This is a genomic window from Mesorhizobium sp. B2-3-4, assembly GCF_006442315.1.
Lineage (GTDB): Bacteria > Pseudomonadota > Alphaproteobacteria > Rhizobiales > Rhizobiaceae > Mesorhizobium.
The window spans coordinates 67,002-85,037 of the sequence record NZ_VFVY01000008.1 but is presented as its reverse complement, the minus strand read 5'-3'; the positions used below and the strand labels follow the sequence as shown (position 1 = coordinate 85,037).

At 63.9% G+C, this 18,036-nt stretch carries 13 protein-coding genes; 7 read left to right on the top strand and 6 right to left on the bottom strand.

What is annotated here, in order from left to right; translation table 11 throughout:
* Positions 1-112: 112 nt before the first annotated feature.
* On the bottom strand, positions 113-3,169 hold the full coding sequence (locus tag FJ967_RS14230; RefSeq protein ID WP_140732455.1) for an aminotransferase class III-fold pyridoxal phosphate-dependent enzyme: 3,057 nt from the start codon (positions 3,167-3,169) through the stop codon (positions 113-115).
* Between the two features lie 131 nt (positions 3,170-3,300).
* Between FJ967_RS14230 and FJ967_RS14225 the strand changes: the two genes are divergently transcribed.
* On the top strand, positions 3,301-3,741 hold the full coding sequence (locus FJ967_RS14225; RefSeq protein ID WP_140732454.1) for an Lrp/AsnC family transcriptional regulator: 441 nt from the start codon (positions 3,301-3,303) through the stop codon (positions 3,739-3,741).
* 25 nt (positions 3,742-3,766) lie between these two features.
* On the opposite strand, the gene FJ967_RS14220 is transcribed toward FJ967_RS14225, so the two are convergent.
* Complete coding sequence (locus FJ967_RS14220) at positions 3,767-4,300, bottom strand: TetR/AcrR family transcriptional regulator (RefSeq protein WP_140732453.1); 534 nt, start codon at positions 4,298-4,300, stop codon at positions 3,767-3,769.
* 146 nt (positions 4,301-4,446) lie between these two features.
* Between FJ967_RS14220 and FJ967_RS14215 the strand changes: the two genes are divergently transcribed.
* The gene (locus tag FJ967_RS14215) at positions 4,447-5,814 is read left to right on the top strand and encodes an efflux RND transporter periplasmic adaptor subunit (RefSeq protein WP_140732452.1); all 1,368 of its coding nucleotides are present in this window, start codon (positions 4,447-4,449) and stop codon (positions 5,812-5,814) included.
* Positions 5,811-8,894, top strand: a complete 3,084-nt coding sequence (locus FJ967_RS14210; RefSeq protein WP_140732451.1) for an efflux RND transporter permease subunit — start codon at positions 5,811-5,813, stop codon at positions 8,892-8,894. Before FJ967_RS14215 ends, FJ967_RS14210 begins: the two co-directional genes overlap by 4 nt.
* 109 nt (positions 8,895-9,003) lie before the next feature.
* On the opposite strand, the gene FJ967_RS14205 is transcribed toward FJ967_RS14210, so the two are convergent.
* A complete protein-coding gene (locus FJ967_RS14205) occupies positions 9,004-9,459 on the bottom strand; it encodes a L,D-transpeptidase (RefSeq protein WP_140732450.1) in 456 nt (151 codons plus the stop codon).
* Positions 9,460-9,773: 314 nt separating this feature from the next.
* Here FJ967_RS14205 and FJ967_RS33730 point away from each other — a divergent pair, with 314 nt between their 5' ends.
* A complete protein-coding gene (locus FJ967_RS33730) occupies positions 9,774-10,346 on the top strand; it encodes a hypothetical protein (protein WP_246675276.1) in 573 nt (190 codons plus the stop codon).
* Positions 10,347-10,416: 70 nt separating this feature from the next.
* Here FJ967_RS33730 and FJ967_RS14190 read toward each other — a convergent pair whose 3' ends face one another.
* Positions 10,417-11,118 (bottom strand): response regulator transcription factor, encoded by a 702-nt coding sequence (locus FJ967_RS14190; RefSeq protein WP_140732449.1) that lies wholly within the window; start codon positions 11,116-11,118, stop codon positions 10,417-10,419.
* A 45-nt stretch (positions 11,119-11,163) separates the two neighbouring features.
* On the opposite strand from FJ967_RS14190, the gene FJ967_RS14185 reads away from it, so the two are divergent.
* Together FJ967_RS14185 and FJ967_RS14180 are read left to right on the top strand one after the other, a co-directional pair.
* Positions 11,164-11,937 carry a response regulator transcription factor gene (locus FJ967_RS14185; RefSeq protein WP_181175856.1) on the top strand — a complete coding sequence of 258 codons (774 nt, stop codon included), beginning with the start codon at positions 11,164-11,166 and terminating at the stop codon, positions 11,935-11,937.
* Between the two features lie 77 nt (positions 11,938-12,014).
* Positions 12,015-14,102, top strand: a complete 2,088-nt coding sequence (locus FJ967_RS14180; RefSeq protein ID WP_181175855.1) for an ATP-binding protein — start codon at positions 12,015-12,017, stop codon at positions 14,100-14,102.
* 135 nt (positions 14,103-14,237) lie between these two features.
* On the opposite strand, the gene FJ967_RS14175 is transcribed toward FJ967_RS14180, so the two are convergent.
* A complete protein-coding gene (locus tag FJ967_RS14175; protein WP_140732448.1) occupies positions 14,238-14,645 on the bottom strand; it encodes a hypothetical protein in 408 nt (135 codons plus the stop codon).
* Between the two features lie 460 nt (positions 14,646-15,105).
* Between FJ967_RS14175 and FJ967_RS14170 the strand changes: the two genes are divergently transcribed.
* On the top strand, positions 15,106-16,308 hold the full coding sequence (locus tag FJ967_RS14170) for an aromatic ring-hydroxylating dioxygenase subunit alpha (protein ID WP_140732447.1): 1,203 nt from the start codon (positions 15,106-15,108) through the stop codon (positions 16,306-16,308).
* A 261-nt stretch (positions 16,309-16,569) separates the two neighbouring features.
* Here the strand turns inward: FJ967_RS14170 and FJ967_RS14165 are convergent, their stop codons facing one another.
* Complete coding sequence (locus tag FJ967_RS14165) at positions 16,570-17,988, bottom strand: aminotransferase (RefSeq protein WP_140732446.1); 1,419 nt, start codon at positions 17,986-17,988, stop codon at positions 16,570-16,572.
* Positions 17,989-18,036 lie beyond the last annotated feature (48 nt).

The following is an 18,036-nucleotide window of genomic DNA, read 5'->3' as shown; positions in this document are numbered from 1 at the left end:
TCCTCCCTTGATGAGGCAAAGCCTCTCCTGTCGCCGGCACCACGTGCCGGACGTTGCTGAAAATCCTGCTCCTGAATTTCTGTCCGCGCCGCCTCCCTGCGCGGTGTTCGTCCTAAGCCCGGTTCGCCAGAACCGCCGCCATGGTCTCATCCAGAACGCCGACCAGATGATCGGCATTGGCCTTGCTGAAGATCATCGGCGGGCGTATCTTCAAGACGTTGTCGTGCGGGCCTTCGGTGCCGATCAGCACGCCGCGTGCCCTGACCCCATCATTGATGCGACGGGCAAGAGCCGTCGCCGGCGCCTTGCTCTTGCGGTCCTCGACCAGCTCGATGCCGAGGAACAGCCCCTGGCCGCGTACGTCGCCGATGATGTCGAAACGGGCCTGCAACGCCTTGAACCGGTCCACGAGATAGGTGCCGACCTCCAGTGCGTTGCGCCTCAGCCCATCGCGCTCGATGACGTCGAGCACCGCCAGCCCGGCGGCGCAGGACACCGGATTGCCGCCGAACGTGTTGAAGTACTCCATGCCGTTGTTGAACGAGGCTGCGATCTCGGACGTCGTCACCACGGCCGCCATCGGATGGCCGTTGCCGATCGGCTTGCCCATGGTGACGATGTCGGGTGTCACGCCCTGTGGCTCGAACGCCCACCAGTGGCTGCCGACGCGGCCGAAGCCGACCTGCACCTCGTCGGCGGCGCAGATGCCGCCGGCGGCGCGCACCATCGCATAGACCTCCCGGAGATAGCCATCCGGCAGGAACACCTGGCCGGCGACGCTGGGGATGGATTCCGCCAGGAACAGGCCCGGTGCCCTGCCTTCCCTGGCCATATCGGCTATCTGCTCGGCGACGCTCTCGGCGAAGCGCTTCGCGTGTTCTTCAGCCGGCCATTCTGCCGGCGCATGATAGCTGTCTGGAATGGTTGCCTCGAAAACATGCGCCGGGCGACCCTTGCCGCCCTTGCGCTTGTACTTGTAGGGGCTGAGATCGATCAGTTCCTGCGTGGTGCCATGATAGGCCCAATCGAGCACGATCGCCTCGCTGCGCCCGGTATGGGTGCGTGCCATGCGCAGCATCAGGCTGTTGGCCTCGCTGCCGGAACAGGCGAAGGACGCCACCGACAGGCCGGCCGGCAGCGTCGCCGTCAGCCGCTCCGCATAAGTCACTATCGCGTCGTGCAGATAGCGCGTGTTGGTGTTGAGTTTCGCTGCCTGTCTTGCGATCGCCTCGACCACGTCGGGATGGGCATGGCCGAGATGGCAAACATTGTTGAAGCAATCGAGATAGGCGCGGCCGCGGTCGTCGATCAGCCAGGCGCCTTCGCCACGCACGAATTTGATCGGCTCGGCATAGGAGATGGAGAGATTGGGCAGCAGCAACGCCTTGCGCGCCGCCACGATCTCCCGACGCGACCGGCCGCTTTGGCGGAAGACCTCGGGCGGAATGCCGGCAAGGTCGGCGGCGTCGGGAAACAGGTCCTTCCACACGTCGAGATAGCGCTCCTCGCCGACACCGAGAATGTCGCGTGCCGGCAGGCTCGTGTCCGTCGATATCTGAAAATGCAGATGCGGCGCCCAGCCGCCGTTTTCGACCGGTGTGCCCATCTCGCCGACAAGCGCGCCCGCTTCCAGACGGTCGCCCGCCTTCAGCCGCCGCCCGGCCTCATGCGCCATGTGTCCCCACAGCGTGACGAAAGGTGGACAGCCTTGAGGCGCATGTTCCAGCGCCACGAGGCAGCCATAGCCGAGCGGATCCTCCTCGATCTCGACGCTCCTGACGGTGGCGGCGAGCGGCGTGTAGAGCCGCGTCCCCGCCGGCATGAAAAGGTCGAGGCCGAGATGATTGGCGCGGCGCGTGCCTTCGACGAAACGCGACTCGAATATGTCGCTGGTGTAGACGGTGCGAGCCTCGCCCCAGGGACCGATGCCGAGCGCGACGCCATGCTCGGCGCAATAGGCATCCCACCATGCGGTCGCCTTGTCGGGCTGCTGTGCCGCCGACGTCACCGTCATCGGATTGCCAGGGTCGCCATAGGGCACGAGCGCCTTGGCAAGCGTCGCCGGATGGCGCTCGAGGATTGGCGCCAGTTGCGCCCGGTTTGCCGCGATCCAGCCGGTGACGGCGTGCGCTCCGGCCACGGCTTCGAAGCCGCAGGCATGGCGCAGGATCGCCGTGGCGAAGCGCCGGTTCATCTTGCCCAGGCGATTGAGCAGCCGCCAGGCCGGTGCTTCCGAGATCGACAGATAGGGGTTGTCGGCGGTGCGGTCCCTGCGTGCCGCCGACAGCGTCACGGAAGTGACCAGACGCATCGCGATCAGGTCGAAGAGCAGGTCGAGCTCTTCTTCGCGCAGCCGATACTCGGCATGAAAGCCGGCGGTCAGACGGGCGGCGGCGCCGATCGGATCCTCGGCATCGAGGATGGCATAGGCGCAGGCGACGGCGACCTCGGCGATCAGCACACAGTGCAGAGCATCGCCGAAATCGATCAGCCCGGCGACGCGCTCGGGCCTGTCGGGATCGACGAGCACGTTCCAGTCATTGGCGTCGTTGTGGATGACTTGCGCCCGCAATGCCGGCAGCCGGGGCGCAACCTCGGCGTCGAAATGATCGAGAAACCGTTCCAGCAAGGCACGGTCCTGGGCATCGTCGATATGATGCAGCCTCTGCCTTGCGCCACCGGCCTGCCGAATGTCCCAGTCGAACGAGCGCAGCGCGCCGGGATGGATGAAACCTTGAAGGGCGCGGTCGAGTCGGCCGAGCGCCCCGCCGAGGCTTTCCAGCAGTGCCGGCGTGGTCTGGCTCTCGGCCAGCGGCCGTCCGGGAAGCCAGGACACCAGCCGCAAGGCATGAGCCTCGCCACCGGGGCCGGCGACACGCGCGAGCCACGCCCCCTCGGTTGTCTTTTTCAGGCGCGGCACCGTCAAGTCGGGACTGCCGCGCGCGAGATGATCGAACAGCGCTGCCTGGAATTCGCTCTCGACGATCGGCTCGCTGGCGTTGACGATCTTCAGTATCCACAGCGAGCCGTCGGTGGCGGCGAGTTTGAAATTCTGGTCGCGCTCGCTGTCGAGCGGCGTCACCGTTCCGGTCACGCCGAAGTGCCTGGCGGCGAGGTCGATGGCCTGACCTGGCGAGAAACGAGGCGCTGGATGGGAAACGTCGGTCATTTGAAATCCGGTATTGCTTTTGTCGAAGCTTGGCACGGGCCAAAAAATCGGGCATCCGGCAAAGCGTCGGTTATACCGGCACAATGACCGCATTGGCCGGCACATTGACGGAACCGCAGGGAGTGTCGGCAATGAGGGAACTGGACGCCAAGGACCGTGACATTCTGGGCATACTGTCGAAGGAGGCCCGCATCCCGCTGAAGACGCTTGCCGGGCGCATCGGCCTGTCGCGCAGCGCGACCAGCGAGCGTGTCGCGGCGCTGGAAAAGAGCGGCGTCATCAGAGGTTATCGGGCCGATATCGGACAACTGGACGCGGGACTGATCCGCGCCTTTCTGCTCGTCACGCTCATCCGCACGCCGTCGATCGGCATTCTCGACCAGCTGGCGCGCTATCCGGAGGTCCGTCGCGTGTCATCGGTCAGCGGTCAGCTCGATCTCATCGTCGAGGTCGAAGTGCCGTCGATCGACCGGCTCAACACACTGCGCGACCTCGTTGCCACGCTCGGCGGGGTCGAGGACCTGACAACCGCGATCGTCCTGCGCCGGGATATCGAACGCGCCGTCGATTGAATGACCGCGCTATCGCGCAGCAAGCCTATCGGGCGATCTCGAGAAGCGACGATACCAGCAGATCCCGTTCGTCCTTCGACAGCACGTCGGAATCGAACAGGTTCATGCTGCGCAGCCCCTCTATGGCGAGATAGCAGACCAGCAGCGACTTCAAGTCCGGCGCCTCGCCCTTCAGCCGCTCGAACAGCTGGCGCTTGAATGTCTTGATCGGCGTCATGAAATCGGGATCCTCGGCGATCGCCGAGAAAATCCAGGATGCCGAGGGCTGCTTTTCCTCGCAATCCTCGGCTGACAGCCTGATGTAGACGGCAAGCGGATTTTTATCGTTGTCGTTGCTGCCGGCCGCCTCCAGCGCTTGCTCGAAATCTCGCAGGTAGCCTTCGACCAGGCCCTGCATCAGTTTGGCCTTGGTTGGGAAATTGTAGAGCAGCCCGCCCTTCGACACGCCGGCACGGCTGGCGACGGCGTCGAGCGACAGGCTGCCGGGCCCGGATTCCCGGGCAACATCAGCCGCCGCGGCGAGAATCTTCTCGCGCGAGTTCGGTCGTTGGGCTCTCATGGCGCCTCCCATCGCAAGCTTAGGCCCAATTGACAAGACCGTCCAGACGGTACAGTAAGATCGCCACCATTTGTAATCGGGACCCGCAGTCGATATGTGTCCCGATGTCCGCGCTTTGCGCCGGATTTTCGACTGAGGGGACTTCCTTGTTCAAGCGCATACTCCGTATCTTTATCATCCTTGTGGTCCTTGCCGTGCTGGTCATCGTGGTCGGCGGTATCGTCGGCTTCAACTTCCTGCGCGACAACGGCATCAAGCAGTATTTCGCCACGATGAAGCCCCCGGCGGCGACCGTGTCGACGACCATTGTGAAGCCGTCCAACTGGACACCGGGCGTCGAGGCGATCGGTACGGTGCGCGCCGTGCGCGGTGTCGATCTGACGGTCGAGACCGCCGGCATCGTCAAGGAAATCCCTTTCCATGCCAATGAGAAAGTGGCGGCCAATGCGGTGCTGCTGCAACTCGACGACGCCGTCGAGCGCGCCGATCTCGACGCCCAGAAGGCGCAGGCCGCGCTCGATCAGGTGTCGCTGAACCGCGCCATCGAACTGACCAGGCGCGGTGTCGGCTCCGACTCGACGTTGGACAGCGCACGCGCGGCGGCGTCCGCTTCGGCGTCCCAGGTCACCAGGCTCCAGGCCGTGCTCGACCAGAAGCAGCTGACGGCGCCCTTCGCCGGCACGGTCGGTATCCCGAAGATCGACCTGGGCCAGTACATCGCACCCGGCACCTCGGTGGTGACGCTGCAGGATCTCGACACGATGCGGGCGGACTTCACGGTCCCCGAACAGGAACTGCCGCTGCTCAAGATCGGCCAGACGGTCCGGCTTGGCCTGGGTGGCGAGGACAAGCCTTTTGCCGGCGCCATTCGCGGCATCGATCCCAAGATCGACCCCTCCAGCCGGCTGGTGAACATCCGGGCGGAAGTCGCCAATCCCGACGGCAAGCTGACCCCCGGCCAGTTCGTGCAGGTGCGTGTCGAACTGCCCGAGGAACAAAACGTTCTGGTGCTGCCGCAGACGGCTCTGACCACCAGCCTCTATGGCGACTACATTTTCGTGGTGCAGCACGCCAAGCCCGCGGAGGCGGCGCCGGCTCAGCCGGCCAAGCCGGAAGAGAAGCCGGCCGCGGCCGCCACCGACAAGCCCGCGGACGCCAAGCCTGCGGATGCGATGAAACCGGCCGCCGATGCCATGAAGCCGGCTGCCGACGCGACCAAGCCGGCGGACGCAGCCAAGCCAGCCGACAAGACCGCTGCCGATGCAGCCAAACCGGCGGCGGCCGATCCGGCCAAGCCGGCGGCGGAAGGCGACAAGCCCGCGCTGGTCCTGTCGCAGGTCTTCGTCAAACCCGGCCGCCGCAATCAGGGCATGGTCGAGATCGTCGAAGGGCTGAAGGCCGGTGACGAGGTCGTCACCGCCGGTCAGAACCGCCTCTTCAACGGCATGTCCGTCAACGTCGACAACACGATCGATCCGACCAAATCGGCGAACAAGCAGGCCGACCAGCAATGAGCTTTTCCGATCTCTTCATCCGCCGGCCCGTCCTTTCGACGGTTCTTGCCTGCATGATCCTGCTGCTCGGTTTCCAGGGCATCTTCAATCTGTCCATCCGGCAGTATCCGAAGGTCGACGAAACCGCCATCACGATCACGACGGCCTATCCGGGCGCCAGCGCCGACCTGATCCAGGGCTTCATTTCCGCCCCGATCGCGCGCGCCGTCGCCTCGACCGAGAACATCGACTACGTGACTTCCTCCAGCCGTCCGTCCTCGAGCACCGTGACGGTGCAGATGAAGCTCGGTTCCAACCCCGACGTGGCGCTGACCGAAGTGCTGTCGAAGGTCCAGGGCGTGCGCGGCACCTTGCCGGACGCCTCCAAGGACCCGGTCATCGTCAAGGGTACGGGTCAGCAATTCGCGATGATGTACATCTCGATGCAGAACCCGAACATGACCAAGGAGCAGTTGACCGAATATATCGAGCGCGTCATCCGCCCCCGCATGTCGACAGTCGAAGGCGTCGCCGACGTGCAGATCTTCGGCGCCCAGGAATATTCGATGCGCGTCTGGATCGACCCGGTCCGGCTCGCTGCCCGCGGCGTGACGGCGGCCGAGGTGCTGGCGGCGATCAACAACTCCAACTTCCTGTCGGCGCCGGGCAACACACAGAACGAATATGTCGTCTCGTCGATCACCGTGCGTTCGACGCTGCAGACGCCGGAAGCCTTCGCCGAACTGCCGCTGCGCTCGACCGATGGCAATGTCGTGCGCTTGCGCGACGTGGCCCGTGTCGAACTCGGCGCCGAGAACACCGACACCAGGGTTTCTTTCAACGGCAAGCCCGGCACCTTCCTCGCCATCTTCCCGACCCCGGCCGCCAATCCGCTGACCACCGCGGCGGCGCTCACCAAACTTGTCCCGCAAATCCAGGAGACGCTGCCGAAAGGCATGACGATCGAGGTCGTCTACGATGCGACCGGACAGATCAGCGCCTCGATCGACGAGGTGTTCAAGACCATCGCCGAGGCGGTTGCCATCGTCGTCGTCGTCATCCTGCTGTTCCTCGGCTCGTTCCGCTCGGTGATGATGCCGATCATCACCATCCCGCTGTCGCTGATCGGCGTCTGCTTCCTGCTGTTTGCGGTGGGCTATTCGATCAACCTTCTGTCGCTGCTGGCCATGGTGCTGGCGATCGGCCTTGTCGTCGACGACGCCATCGTGGTGGTGGAGAACATTCACCGACACATGGAAGAAGACCACATGTCGCCGATGCAGGCGGCTTTCAGCGGCATGCGCGAAATCGCTTCGGCCATTGTCGCCATGACCATGACGCTGGCCGCCGTGTTCGCGCCTTTGGCTTTCACCGGCGGCCTGACCGGCGCATTGTTCCGCGAATTCGCGGTGACGCTGGCCGGCTCGGTCGTGCTGTCGGGCGTCATCGCCATCACCATCACGCCGATGATGTCGGCGCGCCTCCTGAAGCCCGGCAATGCGGGCCGTTTCCAGCGCATCGTCGACGGCACTTTCGCGCGGGTCGAGCATGTCTACGAGCGTGCCGTCACCGGTTCGCTCAACTACCGCCCGCTGACGCTGCTCATCGTGCTGGCGCTTGTCGGCGTGACTGGCTTCATGTTCACCAAGACCTCGACGGAACTGGCCCCGGAAGAGGATCAGGGCTTCCTGCTCTCTCTCGTGACCGCACCGACTTACGCGACATCGGACTACACCGAGACCTACGTGAACCAGATCCTCGGCCTGGTGAAGGATATTCCCGAGACACGGGCACAGTTCTCGGCGGTCGCCTTCGGCGGCACGACAAACAGCGCCTTCGTCGGCTTCGCCTTCAAGGACTGGGCGGAACGGAAGCGCAATTCCAAGGAGCTGCAGGCCGACATAACGGCTCGCATCGCCAAGGTGGCGGGTGTCCAGGCCTTCGTCTTCGCCCCGCCGACGCTGCCGGGCTCCGGCGGCGGTCTGCCGATTGCCATGGTGGTGCGCTCGACCGGCGATTCCGCCCAGGTCTATGAGGAAGCCGAGAAGATCAAGAACAAGGCGCAGGCCTCCGGCCGCTTCATCGTGGTCCAGAACTCGATGTCTTATGATTCGCCGCAGGTGACGGTGACCATCGATCGCGACCGCGCCGCCGCACTCAACCTGCCGATCGCCGACATCGGCCGGACCCTGACGCTGCTCGTCGGCGGTGCCGAGGTGGCGCAGTTCGACCGCGACTCCAACAGCTATGACATCATCCCGCAGGTGCCGCAGGAATTCCGTGACAACCCCGAAAGGCTCGGCGAATATTTCGTGCGCAGCGTGACGGGCGAGATGGTGCCGCTGTCGGCCGTGGTGAAGATCTCGAACAATGCCTCGCCGGCGGCGATCGAGCAGTTCAACCAGTTGAACTCATCGACGATCTCGGCGCTGCCGCTGCCTGGCGTCACCACAGGCGACGGTCTGAAAGTGCTTGAGGACATTGCCAGGGAGAGCCTGCCCGACACCTTCTTCATCGACTATTCCGGCCAGTCCCGACAGGAAAAGGAACAGGGCAACACCATCCTGATCGCCTTCGGCGCGGCCGTCATCGTCATCTACCTGGTGCTGGCGGCACAGTTTGAAAGCTTCCGCGACCCGCTGATCATCATGATGGCCGTGCCATTGTCGATCTTCGGCGCGATCGTGCCGCTCAATCTGGGCCTCGGCACGCTCAACATCTATACCCAGGTCGGCCTGATCACGCTGATCGGCCTGATCACCAAGCACGGCATCCTGCTGGTCGAGTTCGCCAACCAGCAGCGTGAGACCCATGGCATGCGACGGCGAGACGCCATCATTGCCTCGGCCAAGGTGCGCCTGCGGCCGATCCTGATGACGACGGCGGCGATGGCGCTCGGCGTGGTGCCGCTGATCGTCTCCAGCGGCGCCGGTGCCGCGGCCCGCTATTCGATGGGCCTTGTCATCTTCACCGGCATCCTGGTCGGTACCATGTTCACGCTCTTCGTCGTGCCCATGTTCTACACCTTCATCGCCAGCAAGGACCTGCCGCATCTGGCGGAAAAGCCGGATCCGAAACTGATGCCGGCGCTGCCGAGCTGAATTGCGCAAGGCATGATTGGAAAAAAAGAGGCCGGAATTTTCCGGCCTCTTTTTTTGACGGTCGCTCCACGGCTCCGGCGCGATCGGCCGAAGGCAGCAAACCCGCCTGCTACTTGACGATGACGATGCTGGTGTTGGCCGGCCCGAAGGTCTCGACAAGCTGGTAGAAGTCGGCGGCATTGTCGGGATGCAGCCGCACGCAGCCATGCGAGGCCGGCTGGCCCAGGCGCTTGATGGCATAGGTGGCGTGCACCGCATAGCCGCCGCTGAAGAAGACCGAATGCGGCATCGGCGCGTTGTCGTACTTCTTCGAATACCACATCTCATGCATGCGCGTCGGCTTGAACGAACCGGTCGGCGTGACATGCGCCCTGTCGCCGGTGGAGACCTTCCAGGCGAAAGTCGGCCGGCCGTCGACCGAGACTTCCATGATCTGCTGCGACAGCGAGACCCGCGCCACCACGGTGTTGGCGGCATGAGCCACGCTGGCGCCGAACAGAAGCGCGCTGCCCGTGAGCGCGGCGGCGGCGAGGTTGATGAGCTTCGCGGAAATGGTGGTGTGCATGATGTATCCCCTCTCTCTGCCGGCCCGGCCGGCTCCGAATTCGATGAGCGGCTTATCCCCGCGGCATGTTTCGGAGAGATTTCGTGAAATGCTCGTTTGTGTTTCGAATTTGTTTCCCCTGGTTAAGAGGGCAAGCCTTGAACCGCTTGTGACCATCAATGCTGAAACAGGAGCAATGACGAGGTACATAGGTATCCGCCTCGAAACGAAAGTTCGAATTGACCTTATATGAAAGAGTGAGGCTCAATTTCGAAACCAAATTGCAACAAAGCGCGGCTTCGGCGGCATGATCCGGATACCGACCGGAAGCAAAGTTGACGCAACGAAAGCAGACGGCAACGGCCATGGGAACGAAACCGAACACACGGTCCTGGATCTTCAGGATCAGCATCGCGGCGGCAGCCATCGGCGGCGTCGGCACAGTTGCCGGCGGTCCCGTGGCGAAGCTGGCGGCGATGAGTTCGAGTGAGATTTCGACCCTCCACGTCGCCCTGTTTTGCGCCACGGTCTGGATCGTTTCCAGCCTGCGCATAGCCCGGTTGAAGGCCCTCTGGCGGGTTGGCCTTCGGCAGCTGGCATTGCGCGGCCCCTCCGGCAACTTGCTGCCGAGAGGACCGAAGGCCCGCGCCGCGACGGGGGGCTCCGTGGGCGGCGCGGGCACTTCGGGAGTTCCTGAAGCAACCCGCGACATCCATTTTTGCATTTTGGGGATTGTGACGATGAAAACAAAATTCGCAGCTTCGGTGCTTTCCGCACTGCTCTACGCACAGGGCCTGCTCGGCTTTGCCGCCCTCGCCACCGTGCTGCTCAAGGAGCGCGCTCACGCGAGCGAATTCGTCGCCGCCGGCGACATGGCCCCGGGTGCGTCATTGCTGGTTGTGCGCTGAACTCGTCGGCACCGGCGCGGAAGTGGAAGATCCGATGCTCCACCTGCGAGCCACCGGCAACAGGCGACCGTCAGTCGGCGAACTGCTGCGGCGGATCGAACCTGTAGCCGGCGCCGCGTATGGTGGTGATGGTCTCGGTGTCGAGCTTGCGGCGCAGCCGAACGATGCGCGAATCGATCGAGCGATCGAAGGCGTCGGCATTCTCGGCCGGCGCGGCGGCGATGATGTCGTCACGTGTCAGCACTTTGCGCGGGCTTGCCAGGAACAGCCTGAGCAGCGCCACCTGGCCTGGCGAGAGCTGTTCCTCCGTGCCGGAGCGGTGCATGACGATCGCCGACCTCAGATCGACGGTCGCATTCTCCAGCACGATCAGTTCCTGGGTGCCCCTGCCGCGTCGCGACAGCAGGCCGCCGACACGCGCGGCGAGTTCCCTGACATTGAGCGGACTTTCGACGACGTCGGCCGCACCCAGTTCGAGTGCCAGCACCTTGTCGAGGAGATCGGCTGGCCGGCATATCAGGATGAAATCCGGTCCGGTCCCGCTTCCCCCACCCTGCCCGCCATGACGCCTGAGCAGGTCGCGCCCTTCCGCCTGGCTGAGGCTGTCGCCGACGACGACGACGTCTATGCCGCCGCCCGCCAGCAGCGATTCCGCCTCCCAGGGCTGCCGCGCCTGGCGAACATCATGGCCGCGTCGATCAAGATGGTCGGCAAGCTCGGTCGCGACGATTTCAGCGACGGAAACAAGCGCGATGACGGCTCGTGCGGCCATGTTTTCCAACCGTTCCCTGGCAACTGGATATGAGTGCTGGACATCATGTTTATACCCAATCTACTTTCCACTGAAAGTGGGAGCGAGGGCATCGTGCGGGCAAGAATTGTCATTGTCGAGGATGAGCCCGACCTGAGAGACGCGGTCGCCGAATATCTCGAGGCCGCCGGCTACGATGTGGTGACCGCCGAGAACGCGGCTGCGGCGCGCGGCCTGATCGATACCCAGCCCTTCCATCTCGCCATCCTCGACATCGCCATGCCAGGCGAAGACGGCCTGTCGCTCGGCCGCTGGCTGCGCTCGAAAATGCCGATCGGGATCATCTACGCGACCGCGGCCGGCACCGCGCTCGACCGCATCGTCGGGCTGGAACTGGGCGCCGACGACTATATCGTCAAGCCCTATGAGCTGCGCGAAGTGCTCGCCAGGGTCCGCAGCGTGCTGCGCCGTGTCCCGCAGCCGACGGAACCGCAGGAGAGGAAAGCCAGGGCGGACCGCCGCTCCGTCGCTTTCGGCCCCTTCCAGGCCGATCTCGACGGCAGGCTGGTCACCGGCGCCAACGGCGCGGTGATCGACATGGCCAAGAGCGAGTTCGACGTGCTGGAGGTTTTCCTGACCCGTGCCAACCGGCTCCTGACCCGGGCCGCCATATCCGAGGCGATCGGCTTCACCGAGGATCCCGAATCGTCGCGCGCCGTCGACATCCGCATCATGCGCCTGCGCAAGAAGATCGAGACCGACCCGGCCAACCCGAAATTCCTGCGCACGGTGCGCGGCGAAGGCTATATTTTCTCGCTGCCGACCAGCGAAGGCAACTGAGCGCAGACCCAAGGGGGTTGCGCCTCGCAGCCATTGCCAGCCGGCCGATTGACGCAACTCTGGAATGACGGCGGACGATGACGGGCGAGACGACAAGCACCGATATGCAGGGTTTGAGGCAAGGCGCGGCGATGGCGGCCGTGCGCGTCGTGCGCCGGCTGCGCGAGGCCGGCGACTGGCAGCGCGAAATGGACGGCATACTGGAGACGCTGTGCCGGGCCATGGAGTGCCAGCGCGGCATCCTGTTTCGTCTGCGCGAACTGCCCGGACAGGGTTTCGCCCAGTCGGTCGCCGCCTACTGGATCGACCCCGATTTCGGCGGCGAACTGGCTTCGCCGACCGTCATCATGCAGTCGATCGTCAATTCGGACCCGTTGCTGGAGCGGGTGGCCGAGGACGAGCGGCAGGGCAAGATCTTCGCCGGCCACACGCGCAACCTCGATGGTTTCCTCAGAACCGACTTCGAAAAGCAGAACATAAAATCCTTCCTGTCGGTGTCGGTCTTCGCGCACGGCCATCTCTGGGGCACGCTGGCGGTCAATGACTGCGTCGATGAACGCGAATGGACCGACGAGGAAGAGGCAACGCTGCACATCATCGCGCTCGCCATAGGCGACGCCATCGAACACTCGCCCTCCGATGCCCATGCCAGCGAGGTCATCCGCCGCACCATGCTGCAGGCTTCGCTCGACGCCATCATCGTCATCGACGAGGCGGGCTCGATCATCGAATTCAACCCGGCCGCCGAGAAGATGTTCGGCTTTCCGCGCAGCGCCATCCTCGGCAAGGACCTGCTCGACACCATCGTGCCGATCTACTACCGCAAGGGCTATACGTCGGGCGCCGATTACATGTCGGGCCGTGGCGCTCCGATGGTCGGCCAGCGGCTGGAGACCGTCACCCAGAATGCCGCCGGCGAGGTGTTCCCGATCGAGTTGACGGCGACCGAGATGCGGGTAGCCGACCGACGCCTCATCTTCGGCTCGATCCGCGACCTGCGCGACAAGTTGCGCGCCGAGGAAGAGATCAACCGGCAGCGCGAGAAGCTGCACCAGAACGAGAAGATGGCCGCCATGGGCTCGCTGCTGGCCGGCGTCTCGCATGAGCTCAACAACCCGCTTGCAGTGGTGGTCGCCCAGTCGACGCTGCTGCACGAATTCGCTTCCGATCCGCAGACCAAGGTGCGAGCCGAGAAGGTGCGTGCCGCTGCTGAGCGCTGTGGCCGCATCGTCAAGAGCTTCCTGTCGATGGTCCGGCTGCATCCGACCGAACAGGCCGAGACCGATCTCAACCAGGTAGTCCGCGCCGCACTCGAGGTGACCGCCTATGGCGCGCGCTCGAGCGGCATCATCATCGACACCGATTTCACCCCCGGCCCGGTATTGGCCATGGCGGACGCCGACCATGTAACGCAAGTGGCGGCCAATTTCCTCATCAACAGCCAGCATGCGCTGGCCGGTGTCGCCGGCGACAGGCTGATCAAGGTGCGGACCTTCCGCAGCGACCGGGGCAATCCGGGCTTCTCGGTCGAGGACAACGGCCCCGGCATTCCCGAGGGGATCCGCTCGCGCATCTTCGAATCCTATTTCACCACCAAACCGGTCGGTGTCGGCACCGGCATCGGCCTGTCGATTTCGAAATCGATCATCGAGCGCCACAACGGCAATATCTGGTTCGAGGAGGTGCAGCCGAAAGGCGCCCGCTTCGTCGTCCAGTTGCCGGCCATTTCGGCCGGTATCAAGGCGGCCGGCGAGAACCAACCGCGCTCGAGCGGCCTGCGCCACGCATTGATCATAGACGACGAGCCTGACGTGGCCGGGTCGCTCTCCGACATCCTCGAATTGATGGGCATCAAGTCGCGAATGGTGTCCATCTGGGATTCGGCAGCCTCGATACTAGGCGGCCACATGCCGCCGGACATCGTCTTTTCCGACCTGCGCATGCCCGGCACGTCGGGCATATCGATCTACCGCGAATTGCTCGCCCAACGCCCTGACCTGGCACGGCGCTTCGTGCTGGTCACCGGCGACCTGATCGGCGCCAAGGCCGAGATCGAGGCCTTTCCATCACAACAGCGGCCGCAGATCCTGGAAAAGCCGTTCAGCACGCTCGACGTGCGCAGCGTGCTTTCGACAGTTGCCGATCAGGCGGCACTGAAGGAATAGAAAAAGGCTCCCGGCCGGCAAGACCGGCGGGAGCCAGGAGAGCGCTGGAGGACGCGCTCGGGGAGGTCAAGGGCAGGATCCCAAAACGGGAACCTGGTTCGGGATCGTGCCCAGGCAGAAATCCAGATCCGGAAATCAGAAAATGTTCGGCGTGCTGGTCAGCGGTGCGGCATTGGCGATCATGCGGATCGCGCGGGCCTTGTGGGTTCCCGACTGCTCGGCAATGGCGCGCAGGCAATCCACGCTCTCGGCGCCCCAGGCCTGCCCCTTGCAGGCGAAATCGATCGCCGGCATCGGCAGACGGGCGGTGGTGGTCGTGGTCGGCGCGCCTTCGACGATGTTGGCGGGCGGATTCAGCGAAGCGAAGGCCGGGCCGACCGTCGGCGTGAACGCCATGCCGGCGAAGGCGCAAGCAGCCAGCGCCATGAACATTGCCATTGGGTGGTCGCTGGCACGCTGGCGAAGGGCCAGCTTCGGGCGGCGGTCAGCGCGCTCTGGAGCCTGAAAGCGGTCGCCGCTGGTGATCTGGACTTTCGCATACATCATCATCCCCTTCGTTGATTTTCTTTTTGCGATAAAACGAATTTAATCGCGCTTTGTAACAATGCAAAGGTGACGAGAGGCTGGCAATGTAACCGGATTGAAACATCGATACGGGCAGAATCGGGCAAAACCGGTCATCGACTGTTCCGATTCGATATTGCGGGTGCGTCTTTTTCCACCTCTATGGCGTCCGACACCGGCAAGGCGCCCTTTCTTGCCGAAAAATGGAATATTCGGAGGCCCGATCCCAGGCATGAAACCCGGCTGCGGCCGGAGGGTCCGGAACCCCGGCTAAGGCCCGGATTTTCCGGGGTTTTCACAGCCCGCGGCGACGCAGGACGGCATTGAAATCAGCGCCTGGATTCTCCTGGTGAAATTCGCCTATTTCCACAAGCCATTGCATTTCAATGCAAAATATGATTATATTGAATGAGTATTCAATAAAAAGAAGAGACGTTTTATGAACCCGCACCTCCGTGACGTGGCAATCCCGAACGATTGGGACCGGCGGGGACTACCGGGCTGGAGTTATCATTCGGCCGCCCTTCTCGAACTGGAGAAGGAGCATGTCTTCCGCAATCATTGGCAGATCGCCGGGCATGTCTGCGACATACCCAATGCCGGCGACTACCTGACCATGGACGTGATCGGCGAGCGCGCTCTGATCGTGCGCGGCAAGGACGGCGTGGTGCGCGGCTTCAACAATATGTGCCGCCACCGCGGCAGCCGCGTCGTCGCCGACAGCCAGGGCAATTGCAAGAATGCGCTGGTCTGCCCGTTCCATGGCTGGGTCTACAATCTCGACGGCACGCTGCGGGGGGCCGCCCGCCCGCGCTCCTTCCCCGATCTCGACAAAACCGAGTTCGGCCTGATGCCGCTCGATCTCGAAGTCTGGATGGGCTTCATCTTCATCCGCTTCCGCAATGGCGGGCCGCAGCCCTCCGTCGCCGAACTGTTGAAGCCGATCGAGCCCGAATTCGCGCATTACAAGGCCGCCGACATGGTGCCGTCCTGGGGAATCTGGACCCAGAAGACACCGGTCAACTGGAAGTCGGTGCGCGACGTCGACAATGAAGGCTATCACGTTGCCATGGCGCATCCGGCGCTGCAGGATCTCTATGGCGCCACCTATTTCGATGAGCCTTTCGTCAACGGCGTCTCACGTTCCTTCGCCACCTACAACCCGCATGCCGGCCGCCGCTGGAGCGTCAAGAATTACGTCAAGATCGCGCCGGAGCCGACGCATCTGCCGGATCATCTCAGAAAGGCCTGGGTCTATTACGGCATCTTCCCCAATGCGGTCCTGTCCGTCATGCCGGAATCGGTGCAGTTCTATCAGGAGTTCCCGCTGTCGACGGGCGAAACCCTGCTGCGCGGCGCCATCTACCGCTACCGCGACGAAAGCCGCGAACAGGCCGCCGCCCGCTATCTCTCTTTCCGCATCGACCGCGACACCATGTCGGAGGACGTGCAGCTTTCGGTGTGGTCGAACGAATCCATGCTGTCCGAGGCCTTCGAGGGTTTTTACCTGTCCGACCTCGAATATGGCGTGCGCACCCACCACGACCATCTGCGCCAGCAAATCCCGGTGCTCGGCCTGGAGACCGCGCCCGAGGAGAAGGACATGTGGAATTTGAACGACGCGCTCAGGTCGCGGGGGTAGATCTCGTCCTTCTCCCCGTTTACGGGGAGAAGGTGCCCGAAGGGCGGATGGGGGGCGGCGCCAACGCTTCGCGATTAGCTTGCCCGCAACCTCGGTAGATGATCGTGCGACTGAATTCCCGGAAGCCCGCGCCGCGCCAGGCAGTGAGGTTATCGCCTCAGACGGATGACGTTCTCGAAACGCGGCCAATCGCCAACGCTGGCACCGCCCCTCATCCGCCTGCCGGCATCTTCTCCCCGTAGAACGGGGAGAAGGAAAAACTTATCCCCGCCAGACGCCTTCTTTCCTCAGATCGTCCATCGTGCGCGAAATGCCTTCGCGCAGGATGCCGACCATGTCGTCGATCTGCTCGCGCGTGATGATGAGCGGCGGCGACATCACGCACATGTTGATCAGCGGCCGCACCAGCAGGCCGAGCTCGTGGCAGTGGGCGTCGATCCGCTTGCCCACATCCTTGTCGAGCTGCAGCGGGTCCTTGCTTTCGCGGTCGGCGACGCATTCCACGCAACCCATCAGCCCGACGCCGCGCACCTCGCCGACCAGCGGCAGCTCTTCAAGCGTCTTCAACTGCGCCTGGAAGTAAGGCGCCACCGCCTGCGTATGGGCAAGCACGCTTTCTTCCAGCAAGTCGAGGTTTTTCAGCGCCACGGCACAGCCGACTGGGTGGCTGGTGTAGGTCAGCCCGTGGCCGAACATCGCGTCGGGGTGGTTCGAACGGCGCAGCTCTTGCAGCAACCGCTCCGAGATGATCACGCCGCCTAGCGGGAAGTAGCCCGAGGTGACGCCCTTGGCGAAGGTGATCATGTCGGGATCGATGCCGAAGACATCGCCCGAGGCGAAGACATGGCCGAGCCGGCCGAAACCCGTCACCACCTCGTCGGAGACATAGAGAATGTCGTTGTCGCGGCAGATCTCGCGGATCCGCTTGAGATAGCCGTCCGGCGGGATGACGACGCCGCCGGATGCCTGGATGGGCTCGCCGACGAAAGCGCCGATCTTGTCGGCACCGACGCGCGCGACGGTGTCGCGGAACTGGTCGACGAGGAAATCGGTGAATGCGGCAAGGCTCATGCCCTTTGGCCGGCGGAACGGATCGGGCGAAGCGAGCTTGACCACCAGTTCGTCGGCGCCGTCCATCCAGTCGCGGTCGCGCGGGCGGCCGTTGAGCGAGGCCGACAGATAGGTCGAGCCGTGATAGGCGCCGCCACGCGACAGGATCAGCTTCTTTTCCGGCCGGCCGCGCACATTGTTATAGAACTGCATGAAGCGCAGCGCCGTCTCGACGGCCGAGGAGCCGCCCGTGGTGTAGAAGACATGGCTGAGGTCGCCCGGCGCATGGCCGGCGATGCGCTTGGCAAGCTCCGCCGACGGTGCGTTCATCGTGTACCAGGGCGTGTTGTAGGACAGCGCCATCGCCTGGTCGTACATCACTTTGGCGAGCTCCTCGCGGCGGTGGCCGACATTGACGCACCACATGCCGGCGGGGCCATCGATGAGCCGCTTGCCGGTGTTGTCGGTGATGTAGATGCCGTCGCCTTCGCCGATCAGCGCGCGCGCCTCGGAGCCGACGGAACCGGCATAGGGCCAGGGCTGGATGAGATGGCGCTTGGCCAGATCGACCGCATCGTCGCCCTCCGCCGCCAGCGTTTCCGCCGCCTTCAGGTCTCGTACAGCCGCCATCGTCGCCTCCACATCTCTTGTCGATTTTCTCGCGGGCATCAAATTCGG